Consider the following 18,298-nt stretch of genomic DNA (forward strand, 5'->3'; position numbering starts at 1 on the left):
GGGGAAGTTCTAGTGGAACCGATTCGCGTTCTTCAAGTTGCTTCGATCATGAATCGTGGCGGGTTGGAAACGATGCTGATGAATTACTATCGTCATATCGACCGCAGCCAAATTCAGTTCGACTTCATGGTGCACCGCGAGGAAGAGGGGCATTACGACGAGGAGATACGCCAGCTTGGAGGTAACATCTACCGGATGCTGCCTATCAGGCCGGGCAATTACAGCAGTTATTTCAAACAACTGGACGATTTTTTCGCCCAGCATCGGGAGTATCGTGTCGTGCACTCCCATATTAACGAGAACAGCAGCTTTGTCCTTAGAGCGGCCAAGAAGGCGCAAGTCCCATGCCGGATTGCCCACAGTCATTTGAGCGACCTGGGTATTGACTTGAAGCTTCCTTTTCGTATCTATGCAAGGCTTGCGATGAAGGATAATCCCAACCGATATTTTGCTTGTTCCCGTAATGCCGGGGAGTGGCTGTTCGGCAAGGAGCGGTCCGCGACCAAGGAAGTTACGGTCCTGAATAATGCGGTTCATGTGAAGAGCTTCCAATTCAATCAGGATATCAGAAACAGAATCAGGAAAGAGCTTCAAGCTGACGATAAGCTGGTTATCGGCCATATCGGAAGATTTAACAAACAAAAAAACCACTCGTTTCTTATCGACATTTTTCAAGCGATTCATGCCAAGCGGCCCGATACCATGCTAATGATGGTAGGCGACGGTCATCTGCGCGAAGCTATCGAGAAAAAAGTCGACCGGCTCGGACTTACCCCAGCCGTGAGGTTTCTTGGCGTCAGAAGCGACATTTCCGACCTGATGCAGGGTATGGACTTATTCTTATTCCCATCCTTGTTTGAGGGATTGCCCGTTGTCATGGTAGAGGCGCAGGCGGCAGGATTGCGCTGCTTCGCTTCAGATACCATTACCAAGGAAACGGATGTAACGGGACGTATCGATTTCATGAGCTTGAGGGAGCCTGCCGAGCTGTGGGCGGAGCGGATTCTGGCCTCATCCTATGAGCATGAGGATACATCCGATTCGCTGCGCATCCATGGGTACGACACCAGCACGATGTCGGAGTGGCTGACGAATTATTATTTGGATCACGGCCAATATCGAAATCGGGCATAGCTTGCGAAGGACCGGACGGATAGACAGCCGGTACCATTTTCCAATCGGAGGTTCATGTATGGCTCCATCTTTAACTGTGTTTACGCCGACGTACAATCGTGCCTATACACTGCCTGTATGCTACGAAAGCCTGAAAAGGCAAACCAGCAAAGACTTCGTCTGGCTTATCATCGATGACGGCTCGTCCGACGGGACCCGAGAGCTTGTCGAAGGATGGATATCGGAAGGCGCCGTTCCGCTCCGCTATCATTACCAGGACAATCAAGGGATGCACGGTGCGCACAATACGGCATATGAGCTGATCGATACGGAGCTCAACGTCTGTATCGACTCGGATGATTATATGGCGGACGATGCGGTGGAGAAGATCGTCACCTTTTGGAAGCGTCACGGGAGCAGCAGCTATGCCGGTATCGTAGCGCTGGACGCCTCGCCCGACGGGCAAATTATCGGGACGAAGCTGCCGGAGCATCTAGCGTCTTCGACGCTGTCCGATTTGTATGCGAAGCATCAGGTCAAAGGCGACAAGAAGCTCGTCTACCGTTCCGAGCTTACAAGGAATTGCCCTCCGTACCCGATATTTCCGGGTGAGAAATACTGCCCGCTCAGCTACAAATATGTGCTGATCGACCAAGAGTGTCCTCTTCTGCTTATGAACGAGGTCCTTTGTCTTGTAGAATATTTGCCCGACGGCTCCAGCATGAACATGATCAAGCAGTACAAGAGGAACCCGAGAGGGTTTTTATTTTTTAGAAAAGTAGCGATGGAATTTGCCCCTACCTACAAGGATCGATTGAGGGAATCGATACATTATGTCTCGAGCAATCTGATGATCCGCAACTACAAGTTTGTGTGGGAATCTCCCTGCAAATGGACGACGCTGCTTGCGGCGCCCTTCGGGCTTCTGCTTTATCTCTATATTCAAAATACAAATAAGGCCACGGTAGCAAGGCACGGCTCCTGAACGGGCAATGGCCGCTTTTGTTGAAGGGAATTGGTAGTTTGGCTGTATTCTATGTGAATCTTTTGCTGGTGTATCTGTTTTCTTTGTCTTCAAGATGGTTTGCCAAAGGCCCGACATTGCTGACGGCTGCGAGACCGAATGCCATCATGGCCTCTTTCGCACTGGCTGTGATGGTGCTTGTTGCCGGACTGCAAAAAAATATCGGAGACACAGTCTATTATATGTATTCCTATGCAACGACGGAAATTACTTGGGACAGTATTGCGGATAAGAAGGATAAAGGGTTCAATCTGTTCCAGATGCTCTTGCAATCCATCTCCAAAGATCCGCAGTTCTTGATCTTCGTCGTCGCCTTAATAACGAATGTTCTCGTGTTCATTACGTTATATAAATATTCCAAGCTGTTCGAGCTGAGCATGTTTGTTTATATAACAAGCGGCATGTTTCTGATCTCAATGAACGGGATAAGGCAATTTTTGGCGGCTGCCATTGCTTTCGCAGCAACCAAATTCATCGTGAACGGCGATTGGAAAAAATATATTCTAGTCATTCTGCTGGCTGCACAGGTCCACCAGAGCGCGTACATTCTCATACCGATTTATTTTATCGTAAGAAGAAGAGCATGGTCATGGACCACCTCGGCACTCTTGGTCATTGCCATTTTTATCGTTGTAGGATTCAACCAATTTTCATCGATGCTGTTTTCCATGCTGGAGAACAGCCAGTACAGCGAATATAAAAACTTCTCCGAGGGCGGAGCCAATATTATCCGGGTTGCGGTAAGCGGGGTTCCCCTTCTTTTGGCTTTTTTGGGCCGGCATAAACTGAGAGCCATCTTTCCGCAAAGCGACTATGTGGTCAATATGTCCTTGCTGTCGTTCGTATTTATGGTGATTTCCAGTCAAAACTGGATTTTTGCCCGTTTCACGTTTTATTTCGGCATCTACAGCTGCATCCTGGTGTCATGGCTTGTCCATCTATTTACGACGAGAGAGCAGAAATTGATCTATTACCTGATTCTTGTCTGCTACTTCGTTTATTTCTTTTATGAAAATGCTATCAGTTTGAAAATGGTTTATAAAAGCGATTTTCTGAAACTATTCTAAGGGGGACCTAAGCTATGGCCATACTCGTAACCGGAGGCTCCGGCTATATCGGAAGCCATACATGCGTGGAGCTATTAAACGCAGGATATGACATTGTAGTGGTGGATAATTTGACGAACAGCAGACTGGAATCCCTTAGAAGGGTAAGAGAGATTACAGGCAGAGACTTCAAGTTCTACAAGGTCGATCTGTTGGATCAGGAAGCTCTCATCCGTGTGTTTGCTCAGAACAAAATCGATGCGGTCATCCATTTTGCCGGGCATAAATCGGTCGGGGAGTCGGTTCGACTGCCGTTATGGTACTACCACAACAATATTACCGGAACGCTGGTGCTGTGCAAGGTGATGGAGAAATACGGGGTGAAAAACATCGTATTCAGCTCATCGGCTACCGTATACGGCTTGCAGGAGAAGGTGCCTATTGCGGAAGAGCTTCCGCTTAGCGCCACGAACCCTTACGGACGCACGAAGCTGATGATTGAGGAAATGCTTCGGGATCTGTATTTGTCTGATTCGAATTGGAGCATAGCGCTGCTGCGCTATTTCAATCCCGCCGGGGCTCACAACAGCGGACTGATCGGAGAGGATCCTAACGGCATTCCTAATAATCTGATGCCTTATATTACCCAAGTAGCGGCAGGCAGGCTGAAGGAGCTGCAAGTATTCGGCAACGATTATGAGACCATCGATGGTACTGGTGTGAGGGACTTTATCCATGTCGTGGATTTGGCTCTTGGTCATCTGAGTGCGCTAACTAAAGTGATGGCTACGACAGGCGTTGAAGCCTACAATCTTGGAACCGGACGCGGGTACAGCGTGCTCGAACTGGTCAAGGCATTCGAGACCGTGACCGGGATGCGTATCCCGTATACGATTACGAGCCGCAGACCAGGCGACATCGGCATATGCTATGCCAACCCGTCCAAGGCGGAGCGGGAGCTTGGCTGGGTTGCCGAGAAGGGAATCGAGGAAATGTGCAGCGATTCCTGGAGATGGCAGTCGAACAACCCGAACGGGTATCTGGAAGAAGCGAAAATAGCCGCAGGCGTCGGTGCAGCGCCAAGTCCTCGTACGCTTTCAAGAAGCAACGAGGATTTTTTTGTATACATCGGAAGGTAGCGAGCATGTTGTATTTTGTTCTGGAGAGGAGATGGAAGCTTGGATAGCGTTGCAGGGATTCCTCGGATTATTCATTACTGCTGGTTCGGAAGAGGAGATAAGCCCAAAATTATTAAGAAATGCATGAAAAGCTGGAACAAGCACGTTAACGGCTTTCAATTCATGGAGTGGAATGAGGACAACTTCGACGTTTCTTCCATTCCTTATGTAAAGCAAGCTTACGAGGCGGGCAAATATGCTTTTGTCAGCGATTATGTTCGTCTCTATGCCCTCTATCATTACGGTGGGATTTATATGGATACCGATGTGGAGGTTTTACAATCTCTTGACCGGTTTCTGGATCATGAGGTTTTTTCAGGCTTTGAGGATGAAAAACACGTCCCCACCGGTATCATAGGTTCCGTGAAGGGTCATGGATGGATCAAAAGCTTAATGGACTATTACAACGATAAAACGTTTCTGCTTGCCGACGGATCGTTCGACCTGACAACCAATACAAGAATTATTACGGACAGCTGCCTTAAATATGGTTTGATAGCTAATAACGAATTTCAAGTGTTGCGAAACGGATTGACGTTATATCCGCGCACTTTCTTTTGTCCCTATGACTATATTAACGGGGCGAGCTTTATCACGAAGGACAGCTATACGATACACCACTTTGCCAAATCGTGGCTGCCAGCACATGTGCGTTGGAGAAGCAGCGTGAAGCGGATAGCCGGCCGGTTTGCGGGTCCTGCCTTCATCTCCAAGATGAGAAGGATAGTTAACAGGGTTTAGTCGCTTTCATGAAGGGAAGGAAAGGCATTGAAGAAAAAGCTTTTGTTCGTAACCCAATATCTCCATACGGGCGGTGTGGAGAAAAGCCTGCTAACGCTGCTGTCCGATTTGGATTATGAAAAGTACGACGTGGATTTGCTGTTGTTTGACCATAGCGGCGTGCTGTTTCATATGGTTCCATCCCGTGTCAACATCCTCCCGCCGTTGTTTGCATGCTATTCGACGCCCCTTACCCAAGCCGTCCCGCAGCTTGTGAAGGAGGGCCGTTTTCGTTTGCTGGCCGGTAAACTGCTTGCGGCGGTAGCCGGAAAATTAAGCAAAGGCGTAGGGGTCGGAGCGAGGTGGAGCGTTTACAGGCATGCTCTCCCGAATTTGAGAACGCATTACGATGTTGCGATAAGCTACCTTGATTTCTTCTGCAACTATTATGTTGCGGAAAAGGTGATCGCGGACAAAAAGATCGTATACAACCACATGGATTATGCCTACAGCCAGCTGCAAGGATGGCCGTGTCCAAGACTCGAGCGGAAAAGCTTCTTAATCAGCGACTACATCGTTACGGTGGCAGAGACGGCGCGAAAATCTCTGGAGGGGTATTTCCCGGAATTCGCACAGAAAATGCGCGTTATAAAGAACCGGGTCTCTGCAGATACCGTGCACAAGATGTCTAACGAGCCTGGCTTCACAGATGAGAGTAAAGGGATACGAATCGTAACCGTCGCTCGTCTGACTGAGGAGAAGGGAGTATGGTTCGCTCTCGATACGTGCGCGAAGCTTGTTCGCGAAGGGTACGATATCCGCTGGTATTTGATCGGCAACGGCCCGCTGCGCGGCGAGCTTGAGGCCAAAAGTCGCGAGCTTGGCTTGGAAAAGAACTTCATGTTATTGGGCGAGAAGCAGAATCCTTATCCTTTCATGAAGGGATGCGACATTTATGTCCAGCCTTCGAAAACGGAGGCTCATTGTATTGCCGTCGAAGAAGCAATCGCACTGTACCGGCCTATTGTGGTCACGGATATCCCTTCCTTCAAGCAGCAGATTGTCGACGGAGAAACGGGACTGATCGTCCAAGCCAACATCGACGGGTTAGCGGAGGGGATAAAAAAATTATTTCATTCCCTGGAGTTAAGACAACAGCTGTCGGCTCATCTATCTCTGATCACCAATAGGCATCAGGAAGAGATGAACAAGTTCTACCAGTTGATTGAAGGATAAGCAGGAAACGATCTTTTAATAAATGAGGGTTTGATCCATGAATATTTCCGAGTTAACGCAAGAACAAATGAAAGATATTATGCTGCATGCGTACCAGCTGGGAAATGAATCCGAGCATATCGGAGTCAAGGACCTGGTTGAAGAGATCAAACAGCAGATTTTGTCCGCCCTGGGAGGGAAGCACCAATGAAACGGCTATTTGATTTGTCGGTTGCGGTTCCCCTTCTTCTTCTGCTGTTTCCGTGCATATTGCTGACTGCCGTACTGGTCCGCTGGAAATTGGGATCCCCTGTCATATTCAAGCAGCAGCGGCCCGGATTACACGGCAAGCCCTTTTCTTTGTACAAATTCAGATCGATGAACGATGCTCGAGACAGCGAAGGCAAGCTGCTTCCCGATTCCGTACGGCTGACTCCGTTCGGTCAGTTTTTGCGCAAATACAGCCTGGACGAATTTCTCCAGCTGATCAATGTCATCAAAGGCGAGCTGAGCCTGGTCGGCCCAAGGCCGCTGCTTATGGATTACTTGCCGTTGTATACGGAAGAACAGTCGCGAAGGCATTTGGTGAGGCCAGGCATTACCGGATGGGCTCAAGTTAACGGCAGGAACGAGATTTCCTGGGAAGAGAAGTTCAAGCTCGATGTTTGGTATGTGGACAATCAAAGCTTCCTTCTTGATCTGAAAATTTTAGCGTTGACCTTCGTCAAGGTAATCAAAACGGAAGGCGTCAGTCATCAGAATCACGTGACTATGGAGCGATTTTCCGGTTCTAAATTTTCTTGAAAAGATGGGATAAACTATGCAGCTGGTGATTATTGGAGAAGGCGGCCATAGTAAGGTCATCAAAGACTTGATCCGTTTGGATGGGAATTATACGATTGCTGCTATTTTGGATGATAAATATTCAGAGTTAAAAGAGATCGAGGGCATTCGCTACGGCCCGGTTTCTTCAGCTGGGGAAATGGTCCAATGTGCCACTGACCTTAAATGGATTGTGGCGATAGGGAATAACGAAGTAAGGAAATCGATTGTGGATAGACTGGGCTTGTCCAGCGATAGCTATATCTCTCTTATACACCCGGCATCGGTTGTCAGTCCCAGCGCTTCGATCGGGAGGGGCACCGTAGTAATGGCCAACGCAGTCGTTCAAGCGGAGGCGGCGATCGGAGAACATGTCATAGTCAACACCGGCGCCATTATCGAGCATGATAATTGCATAGACGATTACGTACATATTGCCCCTAGAGCAACTCTTACCGGTACTGTAAGTATCCGGGAGGGTGCGATGATAGGAGCGGGAGCTACCGTCATTCCAGGAAAAAGCATAGGTGAGTGGGCTGTCGTAGGTGCCGGTTCTACCGTTATTCGCGATATTCCGGCGATGTGTACAGCGGTTGGAAGTCCTGCCAAATGGACTATGTTTGCACAAAAAAGCTAATAAAATGAGGTGGAGCTCCGGCATGGTTACGAATAAAAGCAAAGTTTATTTATCCTCGCCGCATATGAGCGGGCATGAAATGAAATATATTCAGGAGGCCTTTGATACAAATTGGATCGCTCCGCTTGGACCGCATGTCGACGCGTTCGAGCGGGAATTCGCTGCATGCGTAGGCGTCCATGGAGCCGCTGCGGTCAGCTCCGGCACGGCGGCTATTCATTTGGCGCTGCGTCTGCTCCATGTCAAGGAAGGAGATACGGTGTTCTGCTCCAGCCTTACATTCGTTGCGAGCGCGAACCCCATTGTCTACTTGGGGGCGGAGCCTGTCTTTATCGACTCCGAGCCGGAGACATGGAATATGTCGCCGCAGGCGCTGGAACGCGCCCTTCAGGATGCAGCCCGCGCAGGCCGCCTGCCTAAGGCGGTTATTGTCGTCAATTTGTACGGCCAAAGCGCCAAAATGGATGAGCTCGCCGCACTATGCGAAGCTTACCGGGTTCCGATGATTGAGGATGCCGCCGAATCGCTGGGCTCCTCTTACAAAGGGAAGGCGAGCGGGTCTTTTGGACGGTACGGCATTTATTCCTTCAATGGAAACAAGATTATTACGACCTCCGGCGGAGGAATGCTTGTATCGAATGACCAAGAAAGCTTGCATAGAGCCCGGTTCCTGGCAACGCAGGCAAGAGACCAGGCTCCGCATTACCAGCACAGCCAGCTGGGATACAACTACCGGATGAGCAACGTCCTTGCGGGCATCGGCAGGGCGCAGCTGGAAGTACTGGAAGACCGGGTGCGCGGAAGAAGAGCGGTATTCGACCGCTACTATGAAGAGCTGTCCTATTTGCCAGGCATTCAATTCATGCCGGAGCTGAACGGGACCTTCTCCAACCGCTGGCTTACGGCCTTGACGCTGGATGAACGCGAAGCCGGCGTTACCGTGTCGCAAGTGCTGGCGTCTTTGGCGGACGAAAATATCGAAGCGCGTCCGGTATGGAAGCCGCTTCATCAGCAGCCGCTTTTCGATGGAGCCGCGTATTATCCGCATTCCGAGCAGGAAAGCGTATCGGACCGGTTGTTCCGAACAGGCCTATGCCTGCCTTCCGGAACGAATATGAGCGAAGAGGAACAAACCAGAGTTATCGAATGTATAGTGAACGTTATGATCAGGAAAAGCAGTATCAGCGCGTAATCCGAGAAGTAGGGATATAGGCGTACGGCGGGCGTTCTACCGAAGCTTTTGCTCATGGTGCAGCATCTTGTTGTACAGCCTTTGCTTCATCTTCCGATCGAGGCAATCCTTATAGAGGATGCCGTTGTATGTGAGCATCACCTGGTGGTACGTGCGCTTCGCCTTCTTCCAGCTTTCAGCCAAAAGCGAATTCATATGACGACCTCCTTTTGTAACAAGGTATGACATACAGCCCGTATGTATTCAGTTTAAACGATGCGGCCAAGGGAGAACAAGTTTTGAAGGGAAGAAGGTGGCGGCCTGCGGTTCCAGGTGTGGTAGGGAAAGAGAGAGCACGTATTCTTTGGACAATGTATCACGGCGAGCAAGCTCAAGCATAGGCTAGTAACGGAGGGATAAGGGTTCATGCATGTTATCGAGGGTGTGATGTGGAAAGGGCAAGAAACCGGGACCGCAGCGGTATGGCGGAGTGATAGCGTATGATCGGCAATAACATATCGTCTATTCGCAAGCAGAGAGGATTCACGCTGTCGGAGCTGTCCGAGCGAACCGGCATTTCCAAGTCGTATTTAAGCAACATTGAGCGTAATCTTAAGCAGAACCCGTCCATTCATGTGATGGAAAAGATTGCTTCGGTCTTGAAGGTGGACCTCAAAATGCTGCTCAAAATCGCCGCCGAGGCGGAGGTCAAGCCAAGCGTGGATAAAGAATGGCTGGACTTCATCATGGAAATGAAGGAATCGGGTATCGACAAGGACCGAATTCATGAGTTTAAAATCGTGATTGAGTTCATGAAGTGGCACAATGAGCAAAACAAGTAGAAAACGAACCTTTTGGCGATTCGTTTTGGTACCGTTATCATTGGTTATTATGTATATTTTTGGCGCTTACCAAATATTCACCGGAGAGCATACCAGGATCATCATTCAACAGCTGACAGGGCTGAACGAAGTGCATTCGTATGCCCTTAACGCCATGGTCCGAAAAACGGCGCATATTCTCGCCTATGGCATCATAGGCATTTGCTTTTATACATTGTTTCGGAAAAAGACGATAATGTACGCTTGGTGCTGTACGACCCTCGTCGCCGTACTGGATGAATGGCATCAGTCGTTCGTTCCGGGAAGATCGCCGCTCGTTCGCGATATCGTTCTCGATGCGGCGGCGGCTTTGGTGTTTCTGTGGGGCCTTACCTTGTGGAACCGGCGAAAAAGCTGATGGTACAAGCCGGGTTGCACCGTCGTGACAAAAAGCCCCTTTCGGGGCTTTACGTTTTTTTTACATTTAGTTTGTTCGTTTTAACGAAATTTGCTATACTAGGGTTAAAGGCTTACCCTAAACAATCGCTAAAAGGAAGAATTGCCATGATCGGTAAACGCGTTCAACAACTGAGAAAACAAAAGGGAATGTCGCTTACGGAGCTGGCGGAGCGCGCCGGTGTCGCCAAATCCTACATCAGTAGTCTGGAGCGGGATATTCAAAAAAACCCGTCCATCCAGTTTATTGAGAAAATAGCTGCTGTCTTAAAGGTCCCGATGGACACTTTACTCGATCACGAGGACGGCATCAGGAAGGACCCGGAGCTCGACCAGGAATGGTACGATATTATTAAGGAAGCCATGGCGTCCGGAGTAGACAAGCAGCAGTTCCGCAAATTTCTGCATAAGCACCGCCCATCCGACCATTAGGTTCAAGTTGTTTCCCCGAACCGTGTATTTATTTTACCCCTCGTTATTTATTACCCGTGTGCCACCTTGGAGGACGATATCCTCACGGGCTCGAAAGAAACAGAAGCCGACAATGTCTGCACATCCCGATCCGGATTTCTTAAGAACGAACGAATGTCTTCCGTACTGAGTCCCAGCTTACGAGCCGTTAGTATCAGATTAGCCCATTCCCAATCAAGCTCTTCCGTCATCATCTGGTTCGTTGTACTCATATGTTACCCTCCTGGATTTTCCGTTTGGATACATTTTGTATCTTTTGATGTATTATCGCATGTTTTTTCGCCAAAATCAATCCCGGTTATATAAAGATTATACAAAATGTATCTATAAATAATATAGGTCGCCATAAAGGACACAAACTATTCTGTCGGGCGGCAGGCATCTCGGGTATAATAGTAAGAAATCGCGATTTCGGGAGAGGATGGGGCGAGTTTGGACCTTCAGGAGCTTTGCGGGCTGGTGGCGGAGAGCAGCCGCATTGTGTTTTTTGGCGGAGCGGGGGTATCTACGGAAAGCCAGATTCCGGACTTTCGCTCGGCGGACGGATTGTACCGGACGAAGAACGGGCATGCCTATCCGCCGGAGACGATGTTGAGCCGCAGCTTTTTTATGCGGCAGCCGGAGCTGTTTTACGACTTTTACAGGAGTCGGATGATTCATAAAGATGCGAAGCCGAATGCGGCTCACCATGCGCTGGCCCGGCTGGAGCAAGCGGGGAGGCTGCAAGCCGTGATCACGCAAAATATCGACGGGCTGCATCAGGCGGCCGGCAGCAGGAACGTGCTGGAGCTGCACGGATCAATACACCGAAACTACTGCATGAGCTGCAGCGCCGGGTACGGCCTGGAGCATATCGTTCAAAGCGCGGATACGGTGCCGAAGTGTACTGCCTGCGGCGGAATGGTCAAGCCGGATGTCGTGCTCTACGAGGAAGCGCTGGATTCGGACCTATTGGAGAAAGCTGTGTCTAGTATTGCGAACGCGGACGTTTTGATTGTCGGTGGCACCTCCTTGACCGTTCACCCCGCTGCAGGGTTAATCCGGTATTATGAGGGTAATAAGTTAATACTTATTAATCAATCGTCGACTCCGTACGACGGGCGCGCCGACTATTTAATACACGACCGTATCGGTAAAGTATTGACCGAGCTTTGCCAATGAACGGGAAACGGAGGTGGGGTTTGCAATGACATCCCTTATCGACAGGGCCGTCGAATTCGCGGCCAAAGCGCATCAAGGACAATTTCGCAAAGGGACGGACATTCCTTATATATCCCACCCGTGTGCGGTAGGAATGATATTGCTTGCGGCCGGATGCGGGCCGGAGATCGTTGCCGCAGGCATTTTGCATGATACGCTGGAGGATACGGATGCGACCTACAGCGACTTGGTGGAGCAGTTCGGCCAGAATGTGGCGGATATCGTGATGGGCTGCTCCGAGCCGGATAAGTCGCTCAGCTGGGAGGAGCGTAAGGAGCACACCGTTCAATATTTAAAAACCGCTTCCCAGCCGGTTCGTATGGTCGCCTGTGCGGATAAACTGCACAACGTGCGAAGCACGTTAAGGGCCATGCAATCGTGCGATTCCACCCTCGTATGGAATCGGTTCAAGCGCGGGAAAGAGCAGCAGGAATGGTATTACCGCCAGCTGATCGAAAGCCTGGGACATGAGTCCGCCTTCCCGCTGCTGACCCTGCTGGAGCAAGAGGTAGAATTGCTGTTCGGCGCAAGAGCAGAATCATCGAAGACATCGAAGCTGAAGTCGGAGCCGGTGCGGGAGGCTGAGATGGAGCCGGAAACAGAGGCGCCGCTTGGAGAAGGCCTCGATGGCAAGAGCGGCGAATGAGCGTTAAGCTGAAGAGCTTGCGCTGCGGGTGATGGGAAGTCGTCGCGGTGTACGATGGAGCAGGTGGCGCGCTATCCTACAGCGCATCCGGAGCTACAGCACGGGGCCGGAATCCATGCTTTACTAACCAGCCACGCACTTTATTTTTGCTAATCTAACAACACATCTGTGGCCGAGAAAGGTCCTGAAGCAGGAAAGGAATGGAACATGGTTCGATTTGGAATTATTGGTACGAACAAAATTACGGAACAATTTATTCATGCCGCACGGCAGGCGGAAGGATTCGTCTTGTCGGCAGTCTATTCGCGGACGGAGGAGCGGGCGCAGGAGTTTGCCGCGAAGTTCGGCATTCCCAACACATTTACCGATTTGAACCTGATGGCCGCGAGCGGCGAAGTGGATGCGGTCTACATTGCGAGCCCGAACAGCTTCCATGCCGAGCAGGCGATAGTATGCATGGAGCACGGGAAGCATGTGCTGTGTGAGAAGCCTGTCGCATCGAATACAAGCGAGCTGCAAGCGATGATAGCGGCTGCAAAGGCGAACGACGTGCTGCTGATGGAAGCGCTGAAGTCAACTCTGATGCCTAATTTTCAGGCGGTACGCGACCATTTGCACAAGATCGGGCCGATTCGCCGCTATTTTGCGAGCTATTGCCAATATTCCTCACGCTACGATGCCTATAAGCAGGGGACGGTGCTGAACGCCTTTAATCCGATCTTCTCGAACGGATCGCTGATGGATATCGGCATTTACTGCTTGTATCCGGCTGTCGTTCTATTCGGCGAGCCGAGGGCTGTACTGGCTAACGGAGTGATGCTCGAATCCGGAGTAGATGGGGAAGGGAGCCTGCTGCTGAAGTACGAAGGGATGGATGCGGTCGTCATGTATTCGAAGATTACTCAGTCGCACTTGCCAACGGAAATTCAGGGCGAGAACGGCACGATTCTCATCGATAAAATCAACCAGCCGGAAAAAGTCGAAATCCGGTACCGGGACGGATCCGTTGAAGATCTGACCCGGCCTCAGTCGAGCAAGGACATGGTCTATGAAGTGGAGGAGTTTCTAAGGCTGCTGTCGAGCGGCAAGCGCGAGTCGGCTGTGAACTCCTTCAGCAGCTCCTTGGCTGTGATGGGCATTATGGATGAAGCCCGGAGGCAGATCGGGCTCCGGTTTCCGGCGGATGAGAAGGCGCTGCACCGCTAATATTTGTGATATTGAGCCGTTCCTTAAGTGTAATAAGGGAACGGCTTTTTTTTGCGTGAAGCAGCGAATGGAAAGCTTAGTCGTTGGCGATAGGTCCGCCTAGCTTCCGGCCGCTATATAAGGTGAGTGGAAGCTGCTGCTTATGAAAAAAAGCCCTTTTGTTAAGGGCTTTAAGATGACGATAGACCAGTTTGGTCAAAAATGTTAACGTTTGCAATCGCATGCCGATGCGCTTACTTCTCCAGCTTTATCTTGGATTGTACCAACGTATTCATCTGCTCATCTGCAAGACGAAGGGCCGTATTAATATCCGCCTGCTTCTTCAATACGCTTTCGTAAGCATCGATAACAATTTTGTTCGTATCGCCTCCGGTATAAATGGGGGGCTGATTGACTGAAGGCTTCAGCTTCGGAATACTGCTCAAATTATAGTTTTTTCCTGCAAATTCCGGAATGCTTTTACCGAACTCCTTTTTCACAGTATCATTGGAAAGTACGGACACCTTGCCGTTTTTGGCCATATTTAACTGCACATCATCGGATAGCAAAGTCTCTATGACGAGGAAGGCGGCATCCTTGTTTTTGCTGCTTGAAGTAATAGAGAAGTTCGGAGTGTCTACGCCCGTGCCGTAGCCCATCTTGTCCTTATGCTGCGGATAAGTGACAACGTCCCAGTTCACATCCGGCGCTTTGCGCAGCGCATTCAGCGTGCTGCTGTACCCTGTAATCATAGCCAGCTCGCCTTTAAGAAACGCCGTCTGGTTGTTGCCGAAGTTAATCGTGTTGAAAGGCTCGTCCGAATTGCCAGGATAATTATAGACGTTGTCCCACAATTCAAATGCTTTTTTCCATGGCTCTGTCGCCATAATCGACTTATTGTCCTTGTCCATCTGGTACAGATTGATTTGTGCGGCCATCCGGGCAACCCCGTCCGGGAAAAATCCGCGGTACTGGATACCATCGAACGATCTTGTTATTTTCTTCCCTAAATCCCCGACTTCCTCCCAAGTCATCCCGTCCTTAGGATACGGTACGGCAAATTTATCGAATAACCCTTTGTTGTAAAATAAAGCGAAGGCGTTATTATAGGCAGGCAAGCCTCCCAAATAATCGCTTCTTCCGTTGACCTTGATGTAGTCCAGAAACTCAGGGATAATCCGGTTCAAATCGAGATTGTACTTTTTGATGAGGGGATCCATGTTATACAGCAGATTCAAATCTTTAAGCTGAGGAAGGGTGCCGCCGTAACCCATGACAATATCGGGAATATCTCCGGCTGTGACCAGCTCGTTTAAGCCGAACCCTTTTTCGGACGTATTTATGTATTGCACGGTGATGTTGGGATACTTTTTGGCCAGCGGATCGGTAATATAAAGCTTCAATTCCTCGTCTGAAAATATCCCTCTGCTGCCCGCAAGCTTAATAGTGACAGGCTCGTTGCTGATCTTCGGCGGCGCTGAGCTGTCCTCGGCCGGCTTGGTCGTCCCACCGGAACTGGAACACCCGGATAATGCAATGGCTGCAGTTGCAAGAAGGATACCTGATTGTTTCCATAAACCATGTCTCATAACGTTCAACCTTCCCGTTTGTATTTGGTAATGCATACGTTTTATTTTAATATTTGGAATTTCAGCAAACTATGGACAAACCCCATAACTATATGGAGAAAAGAAGTAAAGTTATAGCGCTTACATAAATTGTTGTCTGTGTAGGGAGAATGTCTTTCAGAGTGTGTTGGGAATGGAGAGAAGTGCAAATGGAGGCACGTCGAGAGCAGGCGAGGGTGGGACAGAAGTTGCAGGTGGAGGCGAGTTGAGAACATGTGAGGATGGAAGAGAAGGTGCTAGTGGGTGCGTTGAGTGTCTGTATGAGGTGAGCCTGCTTGCGGGTAATCAATTTGCACTTAATATGTAGGAGCATTCCATAACTGCTAGTTCAGGAACTGTGATGCGGTCGATGGAGGACCCTGCAGGCAGGCTTCTATCTTGCGTCGGCTAAATGTGCAAGGGTAGGCCATTGGCGTGCGTCAGATCGGACAGGAGATCCGTTATTTGGATGAAAACCTGCAAAAACGGGGGCGGATCGGACCTAGAGGCCGTTATTGGCGTGTTTTTGCGGCAAATGGTTTAGTTTTTCGCTCAATAACGGAACCGAGGTCCGATCGCTTTGAATTTTCGGGTATTATTGCTGCAATAACGGAACCAAGGTCCGTTTGAGTAGCGAACGGCGGTTGAGTCCGCATGGTGTGTGACAGTGAAGGGGCCGATAAAGCGACTGCCGCTGGGGTGGATGATATAACGACCATAGCGTGTTCCGCTAGAGAAGCGCTTGCCGCCAGGACAGAAGGTATAGCGATCAAAGCAGAGTGGAAGCGAAGACGCAAGATTAGATGATGAAGGGGCGTAGGAGGGGCTTTAGAAAAGCGGCACCGAAGAATTGGATGATATAGCGACCATAGCATGTTCCGCTAGAGAACCGACCGAAGCAGGGCTCACTAGCAGCCGCCACCCGCCCAGGGTCCGCTGCTGCCCGCATACTGCATGAGCAGCGCCAGCACGGAAAGGTCATACTGCTTAGCCGTCACCCGGCACGAGGGCACCCAACAACAATAAGCCTCCCAAACCACCCGCAATCGCGTCGTGGTCTGGAGGCTTTTTCGTTCCTGCTCGGGACTGCCAGTGAGAAGGCAAGTCTGCTCTCTGGCAATCTGCCGGCGCAGGCGCTGCTGCTTACTCGTTCTCATCGGAATTCCGCTCGGCGCCGCCGGCAATTTTATTGATCGATGAGCCTTCGGGTCCTCTCAATTGCTCTTTGGACGGAGCCGCTTCGTTGATGGTGAACATCGTCTGCATCGACTGCAAATCCTTCGGAGACAGCGCGGTTGCGATGGTCTCCCGGTTGCCCAGGAAGGTTTTCATCTTCTCCGTCAAATGGTCCATCATGTCGTCCGCTTTATGCATGCTCATGATATAGCGCGGGCCGGACAAATTGCCGGAGCCGGAGCTCGCCTGCGTGCTGGTCACGAGCTTGGTGACGAGCAGCCAAGGGCTGAAGGACGTGCGGACGATCGTATTCTCACTTCGGGTGGAGTCGGTAATCGCCATGCCTACGGAAATTTTGGACTCGGTATAGGTGCCTTCACCTTGAAACTGGATCAAGTAGCTCGTGAAATGCATCTCGGCCCAGTAAATATGGGCAAGCGTAAGCGCCGAGCTCCCGAACAGAAATAGCAGCCCCGGGAAATAAACGCCGTTAAATAGGCTCTGGAAGGTGAGGTCGCCGGAAAATTGCTTATTCAGGACGAACAGCAGAAGCGCGGACAGCACAACAAGCGCGTGGCCGGCTATAGCCGTATATAGGCGCACATGCTTGGAACTAGGAGGTTCGCTTATCTCCTTGTACATCGGCTGCGTCTCCTGAATCGTATCGCCGACGAAGCTCCCTTTGTCCATGCTGCCTTCCATTTGGAGGTTGGGACTCAGCTCCCGGTATACTCTGTTGGGAAATTCTTTATACCGGATGTTCGCGAATTCCATATCAAGGGAACGGAAAAAGTCCTTCGGATGAACGTTTTCCTGCCAATGCTCCCTGAATTCCGATACCTCCGTAACCGGATCGTACAGGTCGGAACGGTATTTGGCCAGCACAATGGCGGCGGCGGTCAAAGCCGGGATGAACAGAAACAGCAATATCAACGGCAAGGTCGGGTTAAAAGGAGCCGCCGGCGGCTCGATCCCCTGCCTCAACAGCAGCTCGCCCACAGCGGGCAGAAGAACGGCGGATATCGTCATCCAGACGATACCGAGTCTGCTGCCACGAAACAGCCGGGGATGATTGACGCGTTTAACCGACAGCAGATTGACGACCCACAGGACCGATAGCCCGGCAAGCAGCGCTATTCCCAGCCAGCCGCTGAAGGACGTTGATGATAGCTTCGTGAGTCCGAGCGATCCGGATAGCAGGGACAAGAAATAAATGAGCAGCGCGATGATGGAATATCCTGCGTTTTGAACAACGAGATGCAAATAGTTCCGCATGGAATAAGGCAAAAAAATAAAGTTAGGATAAATGCTGTACAGCATCCGATCCAGCAGGGTGACCGGCTCGTGAAACGTAACGTTTTTGCGCCCGGACAGCATTTGATCCAGCGTGTTCACGTGATAAGCGATATTAGGCTCGGCGACGTGTTTTTCGCTGCGCGCCTCATTTTTGCTGAGACTTGCGGGAATGCCGCGGCCGACGTAAAAACGGAACATTTTCAGCAAGCCTCGGGTCAAATACCCGCCTCCTCCGAGCAGCAAGACGATGCAAATTATGAGATGAATCCAACCGGCAGACTGCGCTTGACCGGCGATTTGGCTTCGAAGCACGAATAGGGCGGTGATGCCGATGAGCAAAATCGCAATTCCGCTCGCTACATACAGCAAGCCTTCTTTTTTGAACGGATTTTTAATATCCGGAGCGTTCGATCCGTATTGAAATGACATGGCTACCCCTCTCTGCAGTTAAGATGGCAAAGGCGTTGTTGTGCCTTTTCCTATTATGCGACGGCTCCTTGGTACCGTCAACCAA

General features: G+C 50.3%; 20 protein-coding genes. 16 read left to right on the plus strand and 4 right to left on the minus strand.

Going from position 1 to position 18,298, the window contains the following annotated elements; genetic code table 11:
- Positions 1 to 12: 12 nt before the first annotated feature.
- Genes DVH26_RS05260 through DVH26_RS05305 form a run of 10 tightly spaced genes read left to right on the plus strand, consistent with a single transcriptional unit; the run spans position 13 to position 8,947 of the window.
- Positions 13 to 1,134 carry a glycosyltransferase family 1 protein gene (locus tag DVH26_RS05260; protein ID WP_239631887.1) on the plus strand — a complete coding sequence of 374 codons (1,122 nt, stop codon included), beginning with the start codon at positions 13 to 15 and terminating at the stop codon, positions 1,132 to 1,134.
- 58 nt (positions 1,135 to 1,192) lie between these two features.
- On the plus strand, positions 1,193 to 2,098 hold the full coding sequence (locus tag DVH26_RS05265) for a glycosyltransferase family A protein (protein ID WP_239631889.1): 906 nt from the start codon (positions 1,193 to 1,195) through the stop codon (positions 2,096 to 2,098).
- Positions 2,099 to 2,136: 38 nt separating this feature from the next.
- Positions 2,137 to 3,204 carry an EpsG family protein gene (locus DVH26_RS05270; RefSeq protein WP_239631891.1) on the plus strand — a complete coding sequence of 356 codons (1,068 nt, stop codon included), beginning with the start codon at positions 2,137 to 2,139 and terminating at the stop codon, positions 3,202 to 3,204.
- 14 nt (positions 3,205 to 3,218) lie between these two features.
- A complete protein-coding gene (gene galE, locus DVH26_RS05275; protein WP_239631893.1) occupies positions 3,219 to 4,322 on the plus strand; it encodes a UDP-glucose 4-epimerase GalE in 1,104 nt (367 codons plus the stop codon).
- 39 nt (positions 4,323 to 4,361) lie between these two features.
- Positions 4,362 to 5,102, plus strand: coding sequence for a glycosyltransferase family 32 protein (locus tag DVH26_RS05280; protein WP_239631895.1), 741 nt, complete (start codon positions 4,362 to 4,364; stop codon positions 5,100 to 5,102).
- Between the two features lie 27 nt (positions 5,103 to 5,129).
- Positions 5,130 to 6,317 (plus strand): glycosyltransferase, encoded by a 1,188-nt coding sequence (locus DVH26_RS05285; RefSeq protein ID WP_239631897.1) that lies wholly within the window; start codon positions 5,130 to 5,132, stop codon positions 6,315 to 6,317.
- Between the two features lie 37 nt (positions 6,318 to 6,354).
- Positions 6,355 to 6,507 carry a YwzD family small protein gene (locus DVH26_RS05290; RefSeq protein WP_239631900.1) on the plus strand — a complete coding sequence of 51 codons (153 nt, stop codon included), beginning with the start codon at positions 6,355 to 6,357 and terminating at the stop codon, positions 6,505 to 6,507.
- Positions 6,504 to 7,100 (plus strand): sugar transferase, encoded by a 597-nt coding sequence (locus DVH26_RS05295; protein ID WP_239631902.1) that lies wholly within the window; start codon positions 6,504 to 6,506, stop codon positions 7,098 to 7,100. Before DVH26_RS05290 ends, DVH26_RS05295 begins: the two co-directional genes overlap by 4 nt.
- Before the next feature lie 16 nt (positions 7,101 to 7,116).
- Positions 7,117 to 7,755 carry an acetyltransferase gene (locus DVH26_RS05300; protein WP_239631905.1) on the plus strand — a complete coding sequence of 213 codons (639 nt, stop codon included), beginning with the start codon at positions 7,117 to 7,119 and terminating at the stop codon, positions 7,753 to 7,755.
- Between the two features lie 22 nt (positions 7,756 to 7,777).
- Positions 7,778 to 8,947, plus strand: coding sequence for a DegT/DnrJ/EryC1/StrS family aminotransferase (locus DVH26_RS05305; protein ID WP_239631907.1), 1,170 nt, complete (start codon positions 7,778 to 7,780; stop codon positions 8,945 to 8,947).
- 36 nt (positions 8,948 to 8,983) lie between these two features.
- Here the strand turns inward: DVH26_RS05305 and DVH26_RS05310 are convergent, their stop codons facing one another.
- Positions 8,984 to 9,142, minus strand: a complete 159-nt coding sequence (locus DVH26_RS05310; RefSeq protein ID WP_239631910.1) for a hypothetical protein — start codon at positions 9,140 to 9,142, stop codon at positions 8,984 to 8,986.
- A gap of 284 nt (positions 9,143 to 9,426) precedes the next feature.
- Between DVH26_RS05310 and DVH26_RS05315 the strand changes: the two genes are divergently transcribed.
- From DVH26_RS05315 to DVH26_RS05325, 3 genes are all read left to right on the plus strand, one after another.
- Positions 9,427 to 9,768, plus strand: a complete 342-nt coding sequence (locus DVH26_RS05315) for a helix-turn-helix domain-containing protein (protein ID WP_239631912.1) — start codon at positions 9,427 to 9,429, stop codon at positions 9,766 to 9,768.
- The gene (locus DVH26_RS05320) at positions 9,752 to 10,165 is read left to right on the plus strand and encodes a VanZ family protein (protein WP_239631914.1); all 414 of its coding nucleotides are present in this window, start codon (positions 9,752 to 9,754) and stop codon (positions 10,163 to 10,165) included. Before DVH26_RS05315 ends, DVH26_RS05320 begins: the two co-directional genes overlap by 17 nt.
- 146 nt (positions 10,166 to 10,311) lie before the next feature.
- Positions 10,312 to 10,635, plus strand: coding sequence for a helix-turn-helix domain-containing protein (locus DVH26_RS05325; protein WP_239631916.1), 324 nt, complete (start codon positions 10,312 to 10,314; stop codon positions 10,633 to 10,635).
- A gap of 50 nt (positions 10,636 to 10,685) precedes the next feature.
- On the opposite strand, the gene DVH26_RS05330 is transcribed toward DVH26_RS05325, so the two are convergent.
- On the minus strand, positions 10,686 to 10,886 hold the full coding sequence (locus DVH26_RS05330; protein ID WP_239631918.1) for an anti-repressor SinI family protein: 201 nt from the start codon (positions 10,884 to 10,886) through the stop codon (positions 10,686 to 10,688).
- Between the two features lie 220 nt (positions 10,887 to 11,106).
- Between DVH26_RS05330 and DVH26_RS05335 the strand changes: the two genes are divergently transcribed.
- From DVH26_RS05335 to DVH26_RS05345, 3 genes are all read left to right on the plus strand, one after another.
- Entirely contained in the window at positions 11,107 to 11,835 is a 729-nt protein-coding gene (locus DVH26_RS05335; RefSeq protein ID WP_239631920.1) for an NAD-dependent protein deacylase, read from the plus strand.
- 25 nt (positions 11,836 to 11,860) lie between these two features.
- Positions 11,861 to 12,520: an HD domain-containing protein gene (locus DVH26_RS05340; RefSeq protein WP_345774039.1), complete on the plus strand. Its 660-nt coding sequence runs from the start codon at positions 11,861 to 11,863 to the stop codon at positions 12,518 to 12,520.
- A 207-nt stretch (positions 12,521 to 12,727) separates the two neighbouring features.
- Positions 12,728 to 13,726 (plus strand): Gfo/Idh/MocA family protein, encoded by a 999-nt coding sequence (locus tag DVH26_RS05345; protein WP_239631922.1) that lies wholly within the window; start codon positions 12,728 to 12,730, stop codon positions 13,724 to 13,726.
- Positions 13,727 to 13,959: 233 nt separating this feature from the next.
- Here the strand turns inward: DVH26_RS05345 and DVH26_RS05350 are convergent, their stop codons facing one another.
- Positions 13,960 to 15,294, minus strand: coding sequence for an ABC transporter substrate-binding protein (locus DVH26_RS05350; RefSeq protein WP_239631924.1), 1,335 nt, complete (start codon positions 15,292 to 15,294; stop codon positions 13,960 to 13,962).
- Positions 15,295 to 16,455: 1,161 nt separating this feature from the next.
- Positions 16,456 to 18,213: a hypothetical protein gene (locus DVH26_RS05355; RefSeq protein ID WP_239631926.1), complete on the minus strand. Its 1,758-nt coding sequence runs from the start codon at positions 18,211 to 18,213 to the stop codon at positions 16,456 to 16,458.
- Positions 18,214 to 18,298: the final 85 nt, after the last annotated feature.

The organism is Paenibacillus sp. H1-7 (assembly GCF_022354825.1).
Taxonomy (GTDB): domain Bacteria; phylum Bacillota; class Bacilli; order Paenibacillales; family NBRC-103111; genus Paenibacillus_S.

Excerpts from the sequence above, each read along its gene's own strand:
- DVH26_RS05315 (WP_239631912.1), top strand. The coding sequence starts at position 9,427 with ATGATCGGCAATAACATATCGTCTATTCGCAAGCAGAGAGGATTCACG.
- DVH26_RS05340 (WP_345774039.1), top strand. The coding sequence starts at position 11,861 with ATGACATCCCTTATCGACAGGGCCGTCGAATTCGCGGCCAAAGCGCAT.
- DVH26_RS05265 (WP_239631889.1), top strand. The coding sequence starts at position 1,193 with ATGGCTCCATCTTTAACTGTGTTTACGCCGACGTACAATCGTGCCTAT.
- DVH26_RS05325 (WP_239631916.1), top strand. The coding sequence starts at position 10,312 with ATGATCGGTAAACGCGTTCAACAACTGAGAAAACAAAAGGGAATGTCG.
- DVH26_RS05305 (WP_239631907.1), top strand. The coding sequence starts at position 7,778 with ATGGTTACGAATAAAAGCAAAGTTTATTTATCCTCGCCGCATATGAGC.
- DVH26_RS05355 (WP_239631926.1), bottom strand. The coding sequence starts at position 18,213 with ATGTCATTTCAATACGGATCGAACGCTCCGGATATTAAAAATCCGTTC.
- DVH26_RS05290 (WP_239631900.1), top strand. The coding sequence starts at position 6,355 with ATGAATATTTCCGAGTTAACGCAAGAACAAATGAAAGATATTATGCTG.
- galE (WP_239631893.1), top strand. The coding sequence starts at position 3,219 with ATGGCCATACTCGTAACCGGAGGCTCCGGCTATATCGGAAGCCATACA.
- DVH26_RS05295 (WP_239631902.1), top strand. The coding sequence starts at position 6,504 with ATGAAACGGCTATTTGATTTGTCGGTTGCGGTTCCCCTTCTTCTTCTG.
- DVH26_RS05350 (WP_239631924.1), bottom strand. The coding sequence starts at position 15,294 with ATGAGACATGGTTTATGGAAACAATCAGGTATCCTTCTTGCAACTGCA.
- DVH26_RS05300 (WP_239631905.1), top strand. The coding sequence starts at position 7,117 with ATGCAGCTGGTGATTATTGGAGAAGGCGGCCATAGTAAGGTCATCAAA.
- DVH26_RS05310 (WP_239631910.1), bottom strand. The coding sequence starts at position 9,142 with ATGAATTCGCTTTTGGCTGAAAGCTGGAAGAAGGCGAAGCGCACGTAC.
- DVH26_RS05345 (WP_239631922.1), top strand. The coding sequence starts at position 12,728 with ATGGTTCGATTTGGAATTATTGGTACGAACAAAATTACGGAACAATTT.
- DVH26_RS05320 (WP_239631914.1), top strand. The coding sequence starts at position 9,752 with ATGAGCAAAACAAGTAGAAAACGAACCTTTTGGCGATTCGTTTTGGTA.
- DVH26_RS05330 (WP_239631918.1), bottom strand. The coding sequence starts at position 10,886 with ATGAGTACAACGAACCAGATGATGACGGAAGAGCTTGATTGGGAATGG.